Here is a 17,125-nt window from a genome sequence, read left to right as displayed (position 1 = left end):
GGCTTGCCTGTTTCAGGCCCTGAGCGTCATCCGTCGCGCGACGGCTTGGCCAGCAGCCCGATCAGGTCGGACGCGGTGAGCACGCCGACCGGCTCGGCGACGGCGTCGACCAGCACCACCGCGTCCGTGCCCAGCCGATGCATCACCCGCGCGGCCTGCCCGATCGTCGCCGTCGACGCGACCATCGGCTGGTCCGGTTCCAGCAGCGCGGTGACGTGTACGTCGTCGAAACACGCCGGGTTCGCCGCCCAGGCGCCGGCGACCAGCCGATCGCTGAGCATCCCCAGGCAGTGCCCGGCCGGGTCGACCACGACGAGGTGGCGCAGGCCGGACGCGGCGAACGCGGTCAGCGCGTCGGACAGCGTCGCGTACTCGCGGACGGCGATCGCCGGTCGCGACATGATCGAGGCGACCCGCTGGTCGGTGAGCCGGGTACGCCGCGTCGCCGTGGGGGTCATGACGTCGCCTCCCCGGCCTGGGACGCGGCTCGGGCGGCCGGACTCAGCTCGCCGCCGACGATGCGGAAGTTCATGTCGACCTCCTTGCGCGGGTGCCCGCGGCGCCGCCGGGTCTCGGCGGATTCCTGTCGCCCCGTCTCCCCACTTTGACGCTAGGGGCGCCCCACGCCGCTGCTCAGAGGCACCGGTCCCGCCCGTCGGGCCGAAGGTCCCATGGCGGCCCAGCTCAGGGCGAACGGCCCTGGGCGACGCCAACGGTCCCGGGAACGCTGGAGGCATGAGGAGGATCGAGCGGCTGACCCCCACCGATCTCATCAACCTGTATGTCGAGTCGCCGTCGTCGCCCGCCCGGGTGGGCGCGCTCGCTCTGCTGGACCGTCCGGTCGAGCTAGGGATGTTGCGCAGGCGCATCGCCGACCGAGTGGCTGGCGCACCCCGGCTGCGGCAGGTCGTCTACCGGCCGGGATGGCTCGGCGGACGGCCGATCTGGGTCGACTCGCCGAAGTTCGACGTCGGTCGTCACGTCAGGTCGGCCGTCCTGCCCGCCGGTGTGCGGCTGACCGACTTCGCGGTACGCCTGGCCAACCGGCCCTTCGCCCGCGATCTTCCGCCGTGGCGGATCTGGCTCGTCACCGGCCTGCCCGACGGAAGCGCCGCCCTGGTATTCGCAATGCATCACGTGGTGGCCGATGGGCTGACCACGATTCGCATGTTCGCTGCGCTCGCCGATGACGCTCCGGCCGTCCCAGCGGGCCGTACGCTGCCTCGGCCCACGTGGGTGGACCTGGTTCGCGACAACGTCGCGCGACGGTTGGCCGGCCTGCGTACGCTGCGGCGGCCCAGCGCCACGACCTTCCGGCAGATGGCCGGTCTGCGCAACGCGCCCCGCACGTCGCTGAACGGGCCGGTCGGTGCGCACCGGCGGCTCGACGCCGTCACGCTGGATCTCGATCGGGCCAAGGAAACCGCGCATCGCCACGGTGCCAAGGTGAACGACGTCGTGTTGACGCTGGCGGCCGGCGGGCTCCGTGCGCTGCTGCGATCTCGGTCCGAACCGACGGACGGCGTCGAGTTGCACGCCACGGTGGCGGTGTCGGTACGCGAGGCGGGCGCCTCCGACGGCGGCAACCGCACGGGCGGCCTCGCGATACGCGTGCCGTTGACCGCCGATGTGCACCGGCGTCTGGAAGCGATCGCACGCGAAACCGCCGAAGCGAAGGGCGGGCAAGCGCCGACGGCGGGAAACGCACTGCTGATCGGGCTGTCCCGACTGGGCGTGCTGCGCTGGTTCAGTCGCCGCCAGCGAATGATCAACTTCATGGAGAGCGACGTGACCGGTCCGGCGTCGCCGGTGCGGCTGCTCGAAGCGACCGTTCTCGAGGTCGTCCCGATCGGGACCGTCGTGGGCAACATGACCATCGGCTTCCTCGCGGTGTCGTACGCGGGGAGACTTGTCGTCGCCGTCCAGGCCGATGCCGACCGTCATCCCGATCTGCCGGTGCTGCTGGCCGCGATGCGCCGCGAGGCCGACCAGCTGGCGATTCACGCCGATCAGGTGCGGCACGGCAGGTCCGCCGTGTGACCTGGGTTACCGCCGTTCATAGCGGGCCGGACCGTCTCGTCTTAGGTGCATGAAGATCTTTCTTGCCGGCGCATCCGGCGCGATCGGCACCCAACTCGTCAGCCAGCTCGTCGCGCGCGGCCACGAGGTCGTCGGAACTACGCGTACGCCGGCCAAACTGGCCGCGTTGCGGGCGCTGGGGGCCGAAGCGGTCGTCGTCGACGCGCTCGATCCCGAATCCGTGGCGGAAGCGGTCGCCCGAGCCGAACCGGAGGTCGTCGTGCACCAGCTGACGGCCTTGAGCGGGCCGCTCGACTTCCGGCACGCCAAGCAGATGGCGGCCGCGACCGACCGGCTGCGCACGGAGGGCACCGATCACCTGCTGGCAGCAGCTCGCGCGGCCGGCGTACGCAAGATCGTGGCGCAGAGCAACGCGCTGTGGATGCAGCGCACCAGCATGCGGCTCGCCGACGAGACCGAGCAGGTCGAACCGGATCCGCCCGCCGACCTGCGTACGTCGGTGGCCGCGTTGCGGCATCTGGAGGCGGCGGTCACCTCGATCAGCTGGGCCGACGGCATCGCGCTTCGTTACGGTGGCTTCTATGGCCCCGGCACCAGTCTCAGCGCCGCACCGGACGCGGTCATGACCGAGCAGATCCGGCAGCGCAAGTTCCCGATCATCGGCGGCGGCACCGGAGTGTGGTCGATGGTGCACATCGCCGACGCAGCGTCGGCGACCGTCGCAGCGGTCGAACGTGGCACGACCGGCGTCTACCACGTCGCCGACGACGACCCGGCCGCCATCGCCGTCTGGCTGCCCGAACTGGCCCGGATCCTGGGCGCTCCGCCGCCGCGGCGCGTGCCGGCCTGGCTCGTACGCCTCGTCGCCGGGAAGGGCGTGGTGAGCTTGATGACCCAGGCGCGCGGCGTCACCAGCGACAAGGCCAAGCGGGAGCTGGGCTGGACGCTGCGCTTCCCGAGCTGGCGTGCCGGCTTCCGCGACGGGATGGACTGACCGCCGTGCCGGAGACGGATCTGTTCAGCGAGCTGCGACCGAAAGCCTTCGCGATCGCGTACCGGATGCTCGGCAGCGTCAGCGACGCCGAGGACGTGGTGCAGGAGGCCTTCCTGCGGATGCACCAGACGATGCGCCGGGGTGAGCCGATCGCCTCACCCCGGGCGTACCTGGCGACGCTGGTCACCCGGCAGGCCATCGACCAGCTGCGGTCGGCCCGCGTACGCCGGGAGCGCTATGTCGGCGAGTGGCTGCCCGAGCCGCTGGTCACCGATCCGTCTCCGGCGGAGCAGGCCGAGACGGCGGATTCGCTGTCGCTGGCGTTCCTGGTGCTGCTGGAGAACCTCACCCCGGCGCAGCGAGCGGCCTTCCTGCTCCGGGAGGTGTTCGACTACCCGTACGCCGAGGTCGCCGAGATCATCGGCACCGATGTGGACACCGCCCGGCATCTCGTCGCCCGCGCCCGCGATCATGTGCGTCAGCGCCGCCCGCGCTATCACGCCTCGCCGCAGCAGCGCGACGAGCTGACCAGGCGCTTCTTCGCCGCCGCCGAACGGGGCGACCTGTCCGAACTGGAGCGGCTGCTGGCCGACGACGTGGCGTTCCACGGCGACGGCGGCGGCAAGGTCCCCGCGCTCGGCCGCCCGGTCACCGGCCGGCGTCAGGTCGCCCAGATCCTCGCGCGCTGGCTGCCCCGCCTGGCACAACTCGGCGTACGCGTCGAGGTGACCACGGTCAACGGCCAGTCCGGGGTGGTCGCCTCGGACGCCGAGGGCCGCATCGTCGGCGTTCTCGGCGTCGGCATCGTGGACGGGCGCATCCAGACCATCCACTCCGTCGTCAACCCGGACAAGCTTCAGCACCTCGGGGCGACCAGCGAGCTGGGACTCCAGCCGAGGTCCAGCTTTCGGCATCGGGACTGACAGCGCGGATGTCGGAGCCTTGGCCTACTGTGGCGGCATGGTCGCTCAGGTGAGACGCACCAGACACTACCGACTGCATCTGGCCGGGCTGCGGCTGACCGTAGCCGGCATCCTGACCTGTGGTGCGGCCGCCGTCCTCGGCGAACTGCGCCACCATCTGCCCGCCGTCGCCCTCGTCTTCCTGGGCTTCGCGCAGATCCTCTACGGCCTGCTGCTGGCGACGACGTCGTTGCTGGCTCTCCGCGGTGCCCGGGAGGACATCTCCCTCTGGCGGATGGCCCGGGCCGCCGCGCGTGACCTGCTCTGGCTGCCGGGCGGACTAGACCGGCTCTGACCGCTCGACCGCTCGACGCGCTCGATGGGATCGCTCCCGAGCTGGGCGCCCGGCGGGCCGGCAGGACCAAAGTCCCACCAGAGCAGGGACTACCTCTCTGGCCGGCCGCGCGGTGCCGGACGACGCTTTCCCAGGTGAGGTCTAGGTCGCCGGCCCGCGGCCGGCGCACGACACCGAGGAGGCAGCGATGACGGTGCCGGTCTGGACGGACACGAACGGGGTGGCCGCGACGGGCGCGGAACAGATCAGAAGGCAGCCCTGGATGCCCGTCGCCGGATGCCCGGGCGTTTTCATCAAGGAGCTGTCGCGGCGCGGGGAGCTGGCTGACGTGCTCCTGCGCATCGAACCCGGGGCGAGTACGCCCGGCCGCCCGCATCAGCGGATCGAGCAGCACATCTGGGTGCTGGAGGGTGAGGCCTCCATCGGTTTGCACCGGCTGTCCGTCGGCGGATACACCGTCGTGCCCCCGGGTACCGCTCACCCCATCCATGCGATCGGATCATGGGGATGCGTGCTCTTGCAGTCGCAGATCCCGCTTCCGGCGGACTCGCTCACCGAAATCGTTTCGACGAGCTGCCAGCAATAGCACACGTTCCACGCTTTCCAGTGATCACGCCGAATGCCGTGCTCGCCGTGCGTTGCGAATCCCGCTCGGCACTCGACCAGGTCGGGGCCTGCGGCGTACTGTACGAATCGTGCTCACATCATTGGTCGAGCACGATTGGCTCGACGGAGTATGGCTCGCGAAGTTGACCGGCGACTTCACGGACACCGGGCATGTCGACCTCCGGCGGATCATCCGAAAGTGCCTCGCAGACGACCCTGCGGCCATTGTGGTCGACTTGGTCGATGTGACGTCGGACGGCGGGGTGCTCGCCACTGCGCTGGCCACCGAGCAGCGCCGCGCGGCCAATCAGGGCATCGCGCTCGCGTTCGTCCTGCGGGCGCAGATCGCCGAGGAGCTGAAGGCCACGATCATGGGCCGGCACCTTGCCGTCTTCCCCACCGTCGAGGCTGCCCGATTCCTGGCGGTCCACCTCGTTCCCCGCCGATGGCTGCACCTGACCCTGGAATCGCAGCCGCAGTCGGTCGCCTACGCCCGGAATCAAGCCGGCGCCGCCTGTCTCGACTGGGGTGTGCCGTGGTTGCAGGGCGCAGCCCGCCTCATCGCCTCCGAACTGGTGGACAATGCGATACGCCACGGCGGCGGCGTCGCCGAGCTGACCGTCTCGCTGCAACGAGAGCTGCTTCGGATTCGCGTCCACGACCACAGCGAGCACCTGCCGTCGTTGCGCGTACCAGCCTCGCCGTGGGGCGACTGGCAGGACAGCACGAGCGGGCTGCAGCGCGTCGACGCGTACGCCACCGCCTGGGGAGTCAGGAAGGTCGACGACGGCAAGGTCGTCTGGGCGACGGTCCGCATCCATGACACCGCATCGGCCAAGTCACGCCTCGAAGGGCAGCCGTCGGCGCCGAGCCGGCCGTCCGGCCACGCGGTCGCCGTCGGAGACATGGTCCTCGATCCGGCCACCCGGCTGGTGTCGCTGGACAGCCGGGCGATCCAATTGAGTTCGCATGAGTTCGAGCTGCTGGACTACCTCATGCGCCGGGCCGGTCAGATCGTCACCAAGCGGCAGCTGCTGACCGACGTCTGGCGGTTGCCGGACGACGCCGCCAGCGGAGTCGTGGACGACGGCATCCGCTCGTTGCGCGAGAAACTGGGCGATGAGGGATCAGCCCTCCCCTACCTGCACACCGTGCCGGGGCTGGGCGTACGCCTGACCCCACCCGTCGGCGACTGACCGCTAGGCCAGCGACAGGAACAGCTTCTCCATCCGCTCCAGGTTGACCGTCTGGTCCTCGCCCGAGTTCTTGGCCTCCATGCACTGCTGCAGCCCGCTGGCGACGATCTTGAATCCGGCCCGGTCGAGCGCCCGGGAGACCGCAGCGAGCTGGGTCACGACGTCGGCGCAGTCGCGGCCGTCCTCGAGCATCGCGATCACGCCGCGAATCTGACCCTCGGCACGGCGCAGGCGGCGTACGACGTCGCCGACGGCGTCGGCTTCGATCTGCATGGCGGACTCCTTCCGGTCACGAACGCCCAGTGCAACATACGCCCGGGGGTATCGATTCCCGCTGGGCCGTGTGACCCATCCGACGGCGTGCCGGAGCGCGTACGCCTTGACGACGCCCAGGTCCGAGCGGCTATGGTGGCTGCATTCCATACCCCCCAGGGTATTGAAACATAAGGTCGAGATACCCCCTAGGGTATCAATGGGCCGGCCGTCTGGCGCGTTTGAAAGGAACACCGTGGTGCACATCGTCCCGATCGACACCCCGACCTTGGGCGACCGCAGCTACCTCGTCCATGACGGGCAGGAAGCCTTCGTCGTCGACCCGCAGCGCGACATCGACCGCGTGCTCGCCCTCGCCGCGGACGCGGGCGTGCGGATCACCCACGTCTTCGAGACCCACCTCCACAACGACTACATCACCGGCGGGTTCGCCCTCGCCGAGGCGACCGGCGCGGCGTACCACGTCAACGCCGCCGACCTGGTGACCTTCGCGCGGGTGCCGGTGTCGGACGGCGACGTGATCGCCATCGGCGACCGCATGCGGGTCACCGTCCTGGCGACGCCCGGTCACACCTTCACGCACCTGTCCTACGCCTTGTCCGCCGATGACCGCGAGATCGCCGTCTTCACCGGAGGCTCGCTGCTCTACGGGTCCGTGGGCCGGCCCGACCTGCTCGGCCCGGATCACACCCACGAGCTGGTACGCCTTCAGTACGCGTCGGCTCACCGCCTGGCCGACGACCTTCCCGAGACCGCCGGGGTCTACCCGACGCACGGGTTCGGCAGCTTCTGCTCGGCCACCCAGTCCGGCGCGACCGCAGCCACGCTGGCCACCGAGAAGGCGACCAACCCGGCGCTGATCCAAGCCGAGCAGGAGTTCGTCGACGACATCCTGGCCGGGCTGGACGCCTGGCCCGCGTACTACGCCCACATGGCCACCGCCAACAGCGAAGGTCCGGCCGCGCCGGATCTTTCGGAACCCGAGGAGGCCGACGCCACGCAGCTCCGGCGACGCATCGCCGACGGCGAGTGGGTCGTGGACCTGCGCAACCGGGTCGCGTTCGCCGCCGGGCACGTCGCCGGCACGCTCAACTTCGGCCTCGACGGCAGCTTCGCCACCTACCTGGGCTGGCTCATCCCATGGGGCACACCGGTAACCCTGCTCGGCGAGACGCCCGAGCAGGTGGCGCAGGCGCAACGAGAACTAGTCCGGATCGGCATCGACCGGCCCGCGGCCCAGGCCACCGGCAGCCCGGCCGACTGGGCCGGCGAGCAGCCCCTGGCGAGCCACCCTCGCGCCACGTTCGCCGAGCTGCGGCAGGTACACCACCACCGGCCAGTCGTAGTGCTCGACGTGCGGCGGTCACTCGAGTGGAAGTCGGCGCACCTTCCGGACGCGACGCACATCCCCCTGCACGAGCTGCCCAGCCGTCTCGCGGAGGTCCCGGACGGCGAGGTGTGGGTTCACTGCGCCGCCGGCTATCGCGCGTCCATCGCGGCCTCGTTGCTAGCCGCGGCCGGCCGCCAGGTCGTGCACATCGACGACGACTTCGCCAACGCCGGGCCCGACACCGTCCACTAGCGACACCACCTGCGCCCCACCGAAACCACGAGAGAAAGCAGCACATCACCCCATGACCGCACAGACCCGACCGCCTCGCCTCGACGCCACGACCTTGCGGAGCTGGCTTTCCGAGCCCGACGCACCACGTGTCATCGACGTGCGTACGCCGGCCGAGTTCGAGACCGCGCACATTCCCGGCTCCTACAACGTTCCGCTGCATCTGCTGCAGGAGCACACCGGTGAGATCGCCGGGCACCTCGATCAGGACGTCGTGCTCGTCTGCCGCTCCGGCCAGCGCGCCGCCCAGGCCGAGCGGCAGCTGGCCGCCACCGGCCTGGCCAACGTGCATGTGCTCGACGGCGGCATCCTCGCCTGGCAGCAGCAGGCCGCCCCGATCAAGGCCGGACGCGCCCGCTGGGACATCGAACGTCAGGTCCGCCTGGTCGCGGGCAGCCTGGTCGTCCTGTTCGTCCTCGGCGGGCTGGTCATTCCCGGCCTGCAGTACGCGGCGGCCGCGATCGGCGCCGGGTTGGCGATCGCAGCGCTCACCAACACCTGCGCCATGGGCATGCTGCTGGCCAAGCTGCCCTACAACCGCGGGGCGTCCTGCAACCTCGACAGCGTGGTCGCTCAGCTGCGTACCGGGGCCACACCGTGACCTTGGCCGTCACGCTCGCCGCCGCCGTCGGGATCGGGCTGCTGCTCGGCCTGCTCGGCGGCGGCGGGTCCATCCTCACCGTGCCCGTGCTGATCTACCTCGCCGGCCAGGCACCCGAGGCGGCCATCCCGGCGTCGTTGTTCGTCGTGGCGGTCACCAGCGCGGTCGCGCTCATTCCGCACGCCCGCGCCGGCCGGGTGAAATGGCGCGTCGGGCTGGTCTTCGGCGTCGCCGGACTGGCCGGGGCGTACGCCGGCGGCCGGCTGGCCGCGCACCTTCCGGCAACCGTGCTGCTGGTGGGATTCGGCCTGCTCATGGCGGCCGCCGCGACAGTCATGATCCGCTCCTGCCGGCGGCCGGTCCGTCCCGCGCCACATGCGGGGCGGCTGCCGATCCTGATCGGGCTGGGCGTCACCGTCGCGCTCGTCACCGGCCTCGTCGGGGCCGGCGGCGGCTTCGTCATCGTCCCCGTCCTGGTCCTGCTGGCGGGACTGCCCATGGCGTCCGCCGTGGGCACGTCGTTGCTGGTCATCACCCTCCAGGCCGCCGCCGGCCTGGCCGGGCATCTAGAGCACGCCGTCATCGACTGGCCCATCACGCTCGCCGTCACGGCCCTGGCCATCGTCGGCAGCCTGGCCGGCGCCCGGCTGTCCGCTCACATTCCCGCCCAGCTGCTGCGTACCAGCTTCGGCTGGTTCCTCGTCGCCATGGCCGGAACGGTTCTGCTGGCGCAGGCCCCGGCCGCAGCGCGCCATGCGTTGGCCGGCACCTCCGGCGGCCGGATCGCCCTCGTCGCCGGTTGCGCCGCGCTCGCCGTCGCCGCGGCTCGACACGTGCGTATCTGCCGCGCCAGCACGCCCCGTCCGCGCTGACGCCGCCGAACTCGTCGCGAAACGGACGCCCCGTTTGAAGGAATACGCATGACCGTCGCCACGGAAGCCCGCCGACCGGCCGCCGTTCGGCTCGGCCTTCGGGAGAACCTCGCCCAGTTCGCCGTCCTGGTCGCCGTCAACGCGGCCGTCGGCGGCATGATCGGGCAGGAACGCACCGTCCTGCCGCTGCTCGCCGACCAGGTGTTCGCCGTCGGCGCGTTCACCGCCTCGCTGACGTTCATCGGCGCGTTCGGCATCACGAAGGCACTCGCGAACCTCGTTGCCGGAAATCTGTCCGACCGCTACGGGCGCAAACCCGTCCTGATCGCGGGCTGGCTCATCGGATTGCCCATTCCCCTGCTGCTCATGTGGGCGCCCGCCTGGGGCTGGGTGGTGGCCGCCAACGTCCTGCTCGGCGTGAACCAGGGACTGACCTGGTCGACCACTGTCGTCATGAAGATCGACCTGGTCGGCCCGCAGCGCCGAGGGCTGGCGATGGGGCTCAACGAGGCGGCCGGATACGGCGCGCTCGCCACGACCGCGCTGGTCACCGGATGGCTGGCCGCCGAGCACGGGCTGCGCCCGGCACCGTTCTGGCTCGGCCTGGCCTTCGCCGCCGTCGGCCTCGGCCTGTCCGCCACGCTCGTGCGGGAGACCCGCCACCACGCCGACCTCGAGAGCGCCGTCGGTGCGCCTACCCGTGACGACCGCGGCGAACCGATCAGCGGGCGGCAGATCTTCCTCCACACCTCGATCCGGGAGAAGGCCCTGTCCGCTGCGAGCCAGGCGGGGCTGGTGAACAACCTCAACGACGGGCTCGCCTGGGGCCTGTATCCCCTCCTGTTCGCCACCAGCGGCTTGGACATCCCGCACATCGGCGTACTCGTCGCCCTCTACCCCGCCGTCTGGGGCGTCGGCCAGACAGTCACCGGGTGGCTGTCCGACCACTGGGGCCGCAAGTGGCTCATCACCGCCGGGATGCTGCTGCAGTCCGTCGGCATCGGACTGGTCGCCGCAGCGGACACCTTCAGCATGTGGGCGATCGCCGCCGTCCTCATGGGCGCAGGCACGGCACTGGTCTATCCGACGCTGCTCGCCGTCATCGGCGACGTCGCGCGACCTGCCTGGCGCGCCCGCGCCGTCGGCGTGTACCGACTGTGGCGCGATCTCGGCTACGCAGTCGGGGCGCTCGTCGCCGGCATCACCGCCGATATGTTCGGCCTGCGACCCGCGATCTGGGTCGTCGCTGTGATCACTGCGGCGTCCGGGATCGTCGTCGCCACCCGCATGTACGAAACCCACCGACGCGATCGCCCCGTCCGTCGAGGACGGGGCGATCCCGGGGGAACGACTCAGTCCCTGACCTCCGAGGGGTCGGGGTTCTCCCCCTCCCCCTCGCAGTGCCGCGCGGAGAGGACTCCGGTGCGGAAGTACCCCACGAGCAGGTTGGAACAGTCCTGCGTCCGGGGCACCGACCCGTGTACGTCGTCGTTGACGGTGAGGACGGTGCCGCCGATGGCGTGCTGCATCTCGATCGTCCAGGGGTAGACCGACACGGACTCGTCGCGGTGACCGGACAGGACCAGGGAGCCGGGGCTGTACCGGAGGTTCACCGGTCGTACGGGGTCCCAGCCGGCGCAGTCGGCTCCGAAGCGAGCCAGCATTCCGGTCAGCGGGAGTTCACGGAGCTGCTGGTACGTGTCCCACGCCGTGTCGAAGTCGCGCCGGCCGAAGTCCTCGTTGCAGATCGCGGCGTGGTTCATCACGTCGTTGAAGTCCTGCGGCGCGTCGGCCGGTGGCGGCGTGTCGTCACCGCGGTCATCGCCGCCGAGGACCGCCTTCACGTGCAGCGGTGCCGGCGTACCGTCGTGGGAGTCCCGTAGCTCGGTCATGACCAGGGCGGCCAGCGGCCACACCGGCGACGGCTGCGCGGTGGACAGCGCGACCACCATGGCGTCCACCGGCTTCGGCAGGTCGGTGAAGACGCGGGGGTGGTCGGTCAGCGACTGTTCGAGGGCGAGTAACGCCGCCTTGACGGCAGCCGCTGTGGTGCCGAAACGGTAGACGTCATCGTGCTCGGCGAGCCAGGCGGTCATGCGATCGGCGCCGGCTTCGGTCGCGGTTGACCGGGCGGTGATGAACTGGTCGCCGTAGAACCGGGGCGGTGCGGTGCTGTCGATCCACATACGATCGACACGGGCCGGGAACAAGCTTCGATAGACGGCTCCGAACCACGTTCCCCACGAGACGCCGAGGAAGCTGATCCGTCGCTCGCCCAGGCCCGCGCGTACTGCGTCGAGATCGCGGGAGATGTTCTCGGTGGTGACCTGGCGGAGGAACTCGCCCTGATGGGCAAGGCACTCCCGGTTCCCGGCCACCATGGCGTTGTACATCTCCAGCGCCTCGTCGCGGGTCGGCGCGTCCGGCCTGTTCGCCGCGGCCAGGCTCTGGGGCTCCTCACAGGTCGCGCGGGTGCTGTAGCCGACGCCGCGCGGATCCAGGCCGATCATGTCGTAGGTGTCGTGCAGACCTGCGGTCGTCGGAGACATGGCCAGCTCGAGCGGCATGAGGTAGCCGGAGCCACCCGGTCCGCCCGGGTTGACCGCGAGCGCGCCCTGCCGGTGCGCGTGATCGGCGGCGGGCAGCCGGGTGAAGCCGATCGTGATCGATCTTCCGTTCGGGCGGCGGTAGTCCAACGGCACTCGCAGGGTGCCGCACTGAAGCGTGGACACGAGCGCGCGGTACTGGTCGACGTCTTCCGGCGGCACGCGGTCCGTGTTCGTCACCGCATCCGGACAGGCGGCCCAGACGATGGCCGGGGGCTCCGCGGCCGCCGGTGCGGCCACCACGATCGCGCCCGCCAGGCTCGCGAGGCCCGCCAGGGCCAAGGTTCGTGTGAGATTCATAGACATCAGCCTCGGCCACGCTCGCATCAACTCGCATCGCTCCGCCGTCGTCCACTCCCTCCGCCGATGGATGTACGCGGACCGTGGCATACATCCATCCTGCGACAGATTCAGATGAGGCATTGCCGACGTATGCTGCGATGACCATGAACACATCGGAGCATCGTCGGGTGTGGACGGATGTAGGACTTGCCGTGATCCTCCTCGCCGTCTCCACGGTGGTGAACTCCCCCTTGGGAATGCTCAACGGCCTGACGAATGAGAAATGGAACCAGCCACTGTGGATCTGGTGGCTGGCGACCCTGGCCGCCGCTGTCGCCCTCGCGTTACGGCGTATCGCCCCACTGTCGATGCTCTGCCTCAGCATCGCGACTGCCGTCGTGCACCTCCTGCTCGGGGCACCGATCATGGTGGTAGACCTGACCGCGGCGGCAGTGCTTTACACGGTCGCCGATCTACGGCCCCGAGGACTTTCGCTCGCCGCCCTGGGCATCGTGGCCCTGGTGGCAGTCGGCACCTTCATGCTGTGGAAGTTCAGCGTGGAACAGGACGCTAAGAACGCCCGGGCGTCCGAAGTCACCTACACCTCCATCAAGGAACCGCAGCCGGACAAGCCCGTCCTCGTCATCACCCCCAAGATCTTCATGATGGATCAGGCCGGCCTCTTGTCGCTGCTGGGGTCGCTGCTCCTGGCCGCCTGGGCCACCGGAGCGGCTTCACGCAACCGCCGCGCGTACCTGGAAGCCTTGCGCGCAAGGGCCGACGACCTCGAGCGATCGCAGCACCAGCAGGCCGCGCTAGCGGTCGCGGCGGAACGGGACCGCATCAGCCGTGAGCTGCACGACGTGGTGGCGCACGGATTGTCGGTGATGGTGGTTCAGGCCCAAGGCGGCGTGGCGGCGCTGGACCATCGACCGGGGGACACCCGGGCGGCGCTGGCGGCAATCGTGGAGACCGGCCGGGAGTCGCTGGCCGACATGCGCAGGGTCCTCGGGGCGGTCAGCCCGGACTCCGGCTGGCACCCGGCACCGGGCCTGGCGGCGCTGCCGAAGCTGGTGGCCCAACTCGGCGCGGCGGGTGTGGCGGTGGACTTCTCGGAAAGCGGTGAGCGCGGCGCCGTGCCGGCGGCCGTGGGCCTGGCTGTCTACCGCATCGTGCAGGAAGCTCTGACCAACACGGTCAAGCACGCCGGCCAAGGCGCCACCGCCCGCGTCGAGGTGATCTATCAACCCACCGGCGTGACGGTCGTCTGCGCCGACGACGGCTCGTCGAGCAAGCTGATAACCGGCGGCGCGGGCCTGCGGGGCATGCGCGAACGCGCCGAATTGCTCGGCGGCCGTTTCACGGCAGGCCACGCCGAGACCGGTTTCCGGGTCACGGCATGGCTGCCACGGCAGCGCACGGCGCGGGGAGAGTGACGATGATCCGGGTCCTGATCGCGGACGACCAGGCGCTCGTGCGTACCGGGCTGAAGATGATCCTGGAGAACGCCGGCGACATGTCGGTCGTCGGTGAGGCGGGCGACGGCGGCGAGGCCGTCGACCTGGCCCTGCACCTGAACCCGGACGTGGTCCTCATGGACGTACGCATGCCGGACATGGATGGCGTGGCCGCGACCCGCCAATTGCGGGCGCAGGTCCCGCACATCCACGTCCTGGTCCTCACGACGTTCGACCTCGATGAATACGTGTACGCCGCGCTGCGGGCCGGGGCGAGCGCATTCCTCCTCAAGGACACCCTCGCCGACGACCTCCTGTCCGCCGTCCGCGTCGTCGCCCGCGGCGAGGCGGTTGTCGCTCCGTCGGCCACCCGCCGGCTGCTGGAGCGCTACGTCGGGGTCGGCGACGAACCACCGCCCCCGGCCGATCTGGGCCGTCTCACCGAACGGGAGCGCGAGGTGCTGGGCCTGGTCGCCAAGGGCATGTCCAACCTCGAGATCGCCGCGGCGCTCTTCCTCACCGAGGGGACCGTCAAGACGCACGTCAGCCGCATACTGTCCAAACTGGAGCTGCGGGACCGCGTCCACGCGGTGGTATACGCGTACGAGCGAGGCGTGATCCGCCCTGCGACCTGATGCATTTACCCCGGCGGCTCCGTGGGTCGGATCTGCCGGGGTAGGTAGCCGTCGCAGACCGGCCGTCCTACCGGTGACGTCGGTCGACCGCGTGCACCATGGCCGCGACCTGCTGGGCGTACTGCTGAATGGTCGATTCGCTCAGCCGCCCGGGATGGATGACCGGCTCCTCCGCTACCCGCGACGCGACTGGCACGTGAGTCTGCTGCAGCACGCACCCCGTCCCCGCGACCGCACGGATCGGGTGCGGTGCGCCTGCGGGCACGTACGCGTACGAACCCGACGGCAGGCTGTGCCCGGCGACCTCGGCCTCCCCCGCCAGCACCCAGATGTGCTGGTCGGCGGCGAGGTGCGGGTCGCCTGGCGTCATCGCGCCGTCGTCGTACCGGAGGAGTTCGTAGACCAGGTCGCCGTGGCGGCCGAGTTCCTTCACGCGCACTCCGCCGCAGCCGGCCACCGGCCGCCACGGCTGCGCGTCGATCTGTTCCGGACGCAACCCGACGAGGCTTTCCATCGGCGCTGCAGGCGACATGATCGTCATCGCGACCCTCCCTCCGAATGTCACGGCCCGTCCCGTCACCTCCGACGGTGCGGCTTTGCTCCGCTTTCGTGACCGATGCCTACGATCAGGATGCGCCGCCGACCGCCCCGCACGGACGGTGTTTCGGCCTATCCGGACGGGACTTTCGACCTGATCCTCCCCGCCATGACCGGCCCGAACAGGAGAGCCGGCCAGCTCGGGCCGCGGGGAACACCTGGGCGTGGCGGGCGGGCCGGAGGAAGGATCTCCCGCAAGTGGCGCGATGATGGCAGCCATGAGCCTGCCGACCGCCGACAGCGGCTTTCCCGTCGCCGCCCTCGCCCCGCTGATCCTGCTCGGCCTGGCGTTCGTGGCTTACTGCCTGTACGACTTGTCCCGGACAGACGTGCGTTACCTGCCCAAATGGGCCTGGGCTGTCATCTGCGTGATCTCGATCCCCGTGGGCGGCATCGTCTACCTGCTCGTCGGCCGGAACCCGCGATGATCGTCCACACCGCGGGCCTGACCAAGCGCTACGGTACGCATGCCGCGCTGGACGGGGTCGACCTGAGCGTGCCGGCCGGATCGGTGTACGGGCTCGTCGGCCCGAACGGCGCGGGCAAGACGACGCTCCTGGGCATCTTGGCCGGTCTGCGCCGGCCGACCAGCGGCGAGATCGGCGTGTCCGCCGCCCGCAGCCGGGTCGCCATGCTGCCCGACACTCCGCAGTTCGACCCATGGCTGACCGGTCGCGAAGTGGTCCTGCTCGCCGCGCATCTGGCCGCCGGGCCCGATGGCCGGCCGGTCACCGCCGAACGCGCCGACGCCGTCCTGGCCGACAGCGGCCTCGCCGACGCCGCCGATCGCCGGGTCGGCGGTTACTCCCGGGGGATGCTGCAACGGCTGGGCTTCGCGGCCACCGTCGTCGGCGACCCCGAACTGTTGCTGCTCGACGAACCGGCTTCGGCGCTCGATCCGATCGGACGGCGCGAGGTGCTCGACCTGATCGCCCGGCTGCGCGGCCGGGCGACCGTCGTGTTCTCCAGCCACATCCTGGCCGACGTCCAGGAGGTCTGCGATCGCATCGGGATCATGCGCGAGGGGCGTCTGCTATTCCAGGGCACCGTCGAAGATCTGCTCGTCGGCCGGGCCACTCCGGCGTACCGCGTCCGGCTGCGCGGCGGCGTGCCGGAGGTCGAGGCACGGCTACGCGACCAGCCCTGGGTGACAGACGTCCGTCCGGAGGCCGGTGGCCTGCTCGTCGGCGTACGCACCGTGACGGACGCCGAGACCCACCTGGCCGGAGTGCTCGCCGCCGCCGGAGCTCAAGTGATCAGCCTCGGACCCCGCGAAGCCGATCTGGAAGACGTGTTCCTGGAGTTGATGTCGTGACCTTGTGGCGGTTGGAGTGGCTACGGCTGGCGCGGACTCGGCGTCTGCTCACGATTCTCGCGGTGTACGCGTTCTTCGGCTTGACCGGTCCGCTGACCGCCCGATACGTCGGCGAGATCCTGCGGGCGGTCGGCACCGAAGGCGTCCAGGTCACCTTCCCCGAGCCGACTCCGGCCGACGGCATCGCCCAGTTCGTCGGCAACGCGTCGCAGATCGGCCTGCTCGTCGTCACCATGGTGGCGGCCTCCGCGCTGGCGTTCGACGCCCGCCGCGAGATGTCGGTCTTCCTGCGGACGCGCTTGACGAGCGTGCGGCCGGTCGTGCTCACGGCGTACGCGGTGAACGCGGCGGCCGCCGTCGGCGGGTTCGCCCTCGGGACGGCCTGCGCCTGGTACGAGACGGCGGTCCTGATCGGCGCCCCGCCGGCCGGATCGATGCTCATCGGAGTCGCGTACGGCTCGGTCTTCCTGGCTTTCGCGGTGGCACTGGTGGCGCTCGTCGCCGCGCTCGTCCGCGGAGTCCTCCCCACGGCCGGGGTGGCGCTGGTGCTGTTGTTGCTCACCGGCGTCGCCGGCGGTCTGGCCGGAATCAGCCGGTGGCTGCCGACCGGCCTGCTGACCGCGTTGGCGGACCTGACCGCCGGGCGGCCCGCGACCGACTTCCTGCCCGGCCTGGTGATTACGGTGGTGCTCACAGCGGCGGCGTTGGGCGGCGCGGTCCTGCTGGGTGACCGGCGCGAGGTCTAGAAGGCCCCCGAGGTCGGCCCGGCCGGC

General features: G+C 70.7%; 18 protein-coding genes and 1 pseudogene. 15 read left to right on the top strand and 4 right to left on the bottom strand.

Annotated features, from left to right (window positions below):
• Nucleotides 1-26 precede the first annotated feature (26 nt).
• A complete protein-coding gene (locus HDA40_RS39360; protein ID WP_253763169.1) occupies nt 27-458 on the bottom strand; it encodes a CBS domain-containing protein in 432 nt (143 codons plus the stop codon).
• A gap of 277 nt (nt 459-735) precedes the next feature.
• Between HDA40_RS39360 and HDA40_RS39355 the strand changes: the two genes are divergently transcribed.
• From HDA40_RS39355 to HDA40_RS42395, 6 genes are all read left to right on the top strand, one after another.
• Nucleotides 736-2,040: a wax ester/triacylglycerol synthase domain-containing protein gene (locus tag HDA40_RS39355; protein ID WP_253763168.1), complete on the top strand. Its 1,305-nt coding sequence runs from the start codon at nt 736-738 to the stop codon at nt 2,038-2,040.
• A gap of 49 nt (nt 2,041-2,089) precedes the next feature.
• On the top strand, nt 2,090-3,034 hold the full coding sequence (locus HDA40_RS39350; RefSeq protein WP_253763167.1) for an NAD-dependent epimerase/dehydratase family protein: 945 nt from the start codon (nt 2,090-2,092) through the stop codon (nt 3,032-3,034).
• 5 nt (nt 3,035-3,039) lie between these two features.
• Nucleotides 3,040-3,957, top strand: coding sequence for an RNA polymerase sigma-70 factor (locus HDA40_RS39345; RefSeq protein WP_253763166.1), 918 nt, complete (start codon nt 3,040-3,042; stop codon nt 3,955-3,957).
• Between the two features lie 49 nt (nt 3,958-4,006).
• The gene (locus HDA40_RS39340) at nt 4,007-4,291 is read left to right on the top strand and encodes a hypothetical protein (RefSeq protein ID WP_253763165.1); all 285 of its coding nucleotides are present in this window, start codon (nt 4,007-4,009) and stop codon (nt 4,289-4,291) included.
• Nucleotides 4,292-4,478: 187 nt separating this feature from the next.
• A complete protein-coding gene (locus HDA40_RS39335; RefSeq protein ID WP_253763164.1) occupies nt 4,479-4,877 on the top strand; it encodes a cupin domain-containing protein in 399 nt (132 codons plus the stop codon).
• A gap of 109 nt (nt 4,878-4,986) precedes the next feature.
• The gene (locus tag HDA40_RS42395; RefSeq protein WP_253763163.1) at nt 4,987-6,093 is read left to right on the top strand and encodes a winged helix-turn-helix domain-containing protein; all 1,107 of its coding nucleotides are present in this window, start codon (nt 4,987-4,989) and stop codon (nt 6,091-6,093) included.
• 3 nt (nt 6,094-6,096) lie between these two features.
• On the opposite strand, the gene HDA40_RS39325 is transcribed toward HDA40_RS42395, so the two are convergent.
• Nucleotides 6,097-6,366, bottom strand: a complete 270-nt coding sequence (locus HDA40_RS39325) for a metal-sensitive transcriptional regulator (protein ID WP_253763162.1) — start codon at nt 6,364-6,366, stop codon at nt 6,097-6,099.
• Between the two features lie 199 nt (nt 6,367-6,565).
• Between HDA40_RS39325 and HDA40_RS39320 the strand changes: the two genes are divergently transcribed.
• The 4 genes and pseudogenes from HDA40_RS39320 to HDA40_RS39305 all read left to right on the top strand — a co-directional run.
• Entirely contained in the window at nt 6,566-7,948 is a 1,383-nt protein-coding gene (locus tag HDA40_RS39320) for an MBL fold metallo-hydrolase (protein WP_372503113.1), read from the top strand.
• Nucleotides 7,949-8,000: 52 nt separating this feature from the next.
• On the top strand, nt 8,001-8,588 hold the full coding sequence (locus tag HDA40_RS39315; RefSeq protein WP_253763160.1) for a rhodanese-like domain-containing protein: 588 nt from the start codon (nt 8,001-8,003) through the stop codon (nt 8,586-8,588).
• Nucleotides 8,585-9,460 (top strand): sulfite exporter TauE/SafE family protein, encoded by an 876-nt coding sequence (locus HDA40_RS39310; protein WP_253763159.1) that lies wholly within the window; start codon nt 8,585-8,587, stop codon nt 9,458-9,460. Before HDA40_RS39315 ends, HDA40_RS39310 begins: the two co-directional genes overlap by 4 nt.
• A gap of 48 nt (nt 9,461-9,508) precedes the next feature.
• Nucleotides 9,509-10,780, top strand: a pseudogene (locus HDA40_RS39305) (MFS transporter); the annotation flags it as partial.
• A 32-nt stretch (nt 10,781-10,812) separates the two neighbouring features.
• Here HDA40_RS39305 and HDA40_RS39300 read toward each other — a convergent pair.
• Nucleotides 10,813-12,366, bottom strand: coding sequence for an alpha/beta fold hydrolase (locus tag HDA40_RS39300; RefSeq protein ID WP_253763158.1), 1,554 nt, complete (start codon nt 12,364-12,366; stop codon nt 10,813-10,815).
• Between the two features lie 146 nt (nt 12,367-12,512).
• Here HDA40_RS39300 and HDA40_RS39295 point away from each other — a divergent pair, with 146 nt between their 5' ends.
• Together HDA40_RS39295 and HDA40_RS39290 are read left to right on the top strand one after the other, a co-directional pair.
• Nucleotides 12,513-13,784 (top strand): sensor histidine kinase, encoded by a 1,272-nt coding sequence (locus HDA40_RS39295; RefSeq protein WP_253763157.1) that lies wholly within the window; start codon nt 12,513-12,515, stop codon nt 13,782-13,784.
• A gap of 2 nt (nt 13,785-13,786) precedes the next feature.
• Nucleotides 13,787-14,440 carry a response regulator gene (locus HDA40_RS39290; protein WP_253763156.1) on the top strand — a complete coding sequence of 218 codons (654 nt, stop codon included), beginning with the start codon at nt 13,787-13,789 and terminating at the stop codon, nt 14,438-14,440.
• A gap of 67 nt (nt 14,441-14,507) precedes the next feature.
• On the opposite strand, the gene HDA40_RS39285 is transcribed toward HDA40_RS39290, so the two are convergent.
• Complete coding sequence (locus tag HDA40_RS39285; RefSeq protein WP_253763155.1) at nt 14,508-14,981, bottom strand: cupin domain-containing protein; 474 nt, start codon at nt 14,979-14,981, stop codon at nt 14,508-14,510.
• A 274-nt stretch (nt 14,982-15,255) separates the two neighbouring features.
• Here HDA40_RS39285 and HDA40_RS39280 point away from each other — a divergent pair, with 274 nt between their 5' ends.
• Genes HDA40_RS39280 through HDA40_RS39270 form a run of 3 tightly spaced genes read left to right on the top strand, consistent with a single transcriptional unit; the run spans nt 15,256 to nt 17,098 of the window.
• Complete coding sequence (locus HDA40_RS39280) at nt 15,256-15,465, top strand: PLDc N-terminal domain-containing protein (protein ID WP_253763154.1); 210 nt, start codon at nt 15,256-15,258, stop codon at nt 15,463-15,465.
• Entirely contained in the window at nt 15,462-16,352 is an 891-nt protein-coding gene (locus HDA40_RS39275; RefSeq protein ID WP_253763153.1) for an ABC transporter ATP-binding protein, read from the top strand. The genes HDA40_RS39280 and HDA40_RS39275 overlap by 4 nt, the downstream gene beginning before the upstream one ends.
• Complete coding sequence (locus tag HDA40_RS39270; protein ID WP_253763152.1) at nt 16,349-17,098, top strand: hypothetical protein; 750 nt, start codon at nt 16,349-16,351, stop codon at nt 17,096-17,098. The genes HDA40_RS39275 and HDA40_RS39270 overlap by 4 nt, the downstream gene beginning before the upstream one ends.
• The last annotated feature ends 27 nt before the right edge of the window (nt 17,099-17,125 follow it).

It is taken from the genome of Hamadaea flava (genome assembly GCF_024172085.1).
Taxonomy (GTDB): domain Bacteria; phylum Actinomycetota; class Actinomycetes; order Mycobacteriales; family Micromonosporaceae; genus Hamadaea; species Hamadaea flava.
The sequence above is the reverse complement of the archived record's forward strand: the minus strand, read 5'-3'. Positions and strand labels throughout refer to the sequence as shown.

Coding starts and splice junctions, on each gene's coding strand:
- HDA40_RS39360 (WP_253763169.1), bottom strand. CDS start 458: ATGACCCCCACGGCGACGCGGCGTACCCGGCTCACCGACCAGCGGGTC.
- HDA40_RS39355 (WP_253763168.1), top strand. CDS start 736: ATGAGGAGGATCGAGCGGCTGACCCCCACCGATCTCATCAACCTGTAT.
- HDA40_RS39350 (WP_253763167.1), top strand. CDS start 2,090: ATGAAGATCTTTCTTGCCGGCGCATCCGGCGCGATCGGCACCCAACTC.
- HDA40_RS39335 (WP_253763164.1), top strand. CDS start 4,479: ATGACGGTGCCGGTCTGGACGGACACGAACGGGGTGGCCGCGACGGGC.
- HDA40_RS39325 (WP_253763162.1), bottom strand. CDS start 6,366: ATGCAGATCGAAGCCGACGCCGTCGGCGACGTCGTACGCCGCCTGCGC.
- HDA40_RS39320 (WP_372503113.1), top strand. CDS start 6,566: ATGGGCCGGCCGTCTGGCGCGTTTGAAAGGAACACCGTGGTGCACATC.
- HDA40_RS39315 (WP_253763160.1), top strand. CDS start 8,001: ATGACCGCACAGACCCGACCGCCTCGCCTCGACGCCACGACCTTGCGG.
- HDA40_RS39300 (WP_253763158.1), bottom strand. CDS start 12,366: ATGAATCTCACACGAACCTTGGCCCTGGCGGGCCTCGCGAGCCTGGCG.
- HDA40_RS39295 (WP_253763157.1), top strand. CDS start 12,513: ATGAACACATCGGAGCATCGTCGGGTGTGGACGGATGTAGGACTTGCC.
- HDA40_RS39290 (WP_253763156.1), top strand. CDS start 13,787: ATGATCCGGGTCCTGATCGCGGACGACCAGGCGCTCGTGCGTACCGGG.
- HDA40_RS39285 (WP_253763155.1), bottom strand. CDS start 14,981: ATGACGATCATGTCGCCTGCAGCGCCGATGGAAAGCCTCGTCGGGTTG.
- HDA40_RS39280 (WP_253763154.1), top strand. CDS start 15,256: ATGAGCCTGCCGACCGCCGACAGCGGCTTTCCCGTCGCCGCCCTCGCC.
- HDA40_RS39275 (WP_253763153.1), top strand. CDS start 15,462: ATGATCGTCCACACCGCGGGCCTGACCAAGCGCTACGGTACGCATGCC.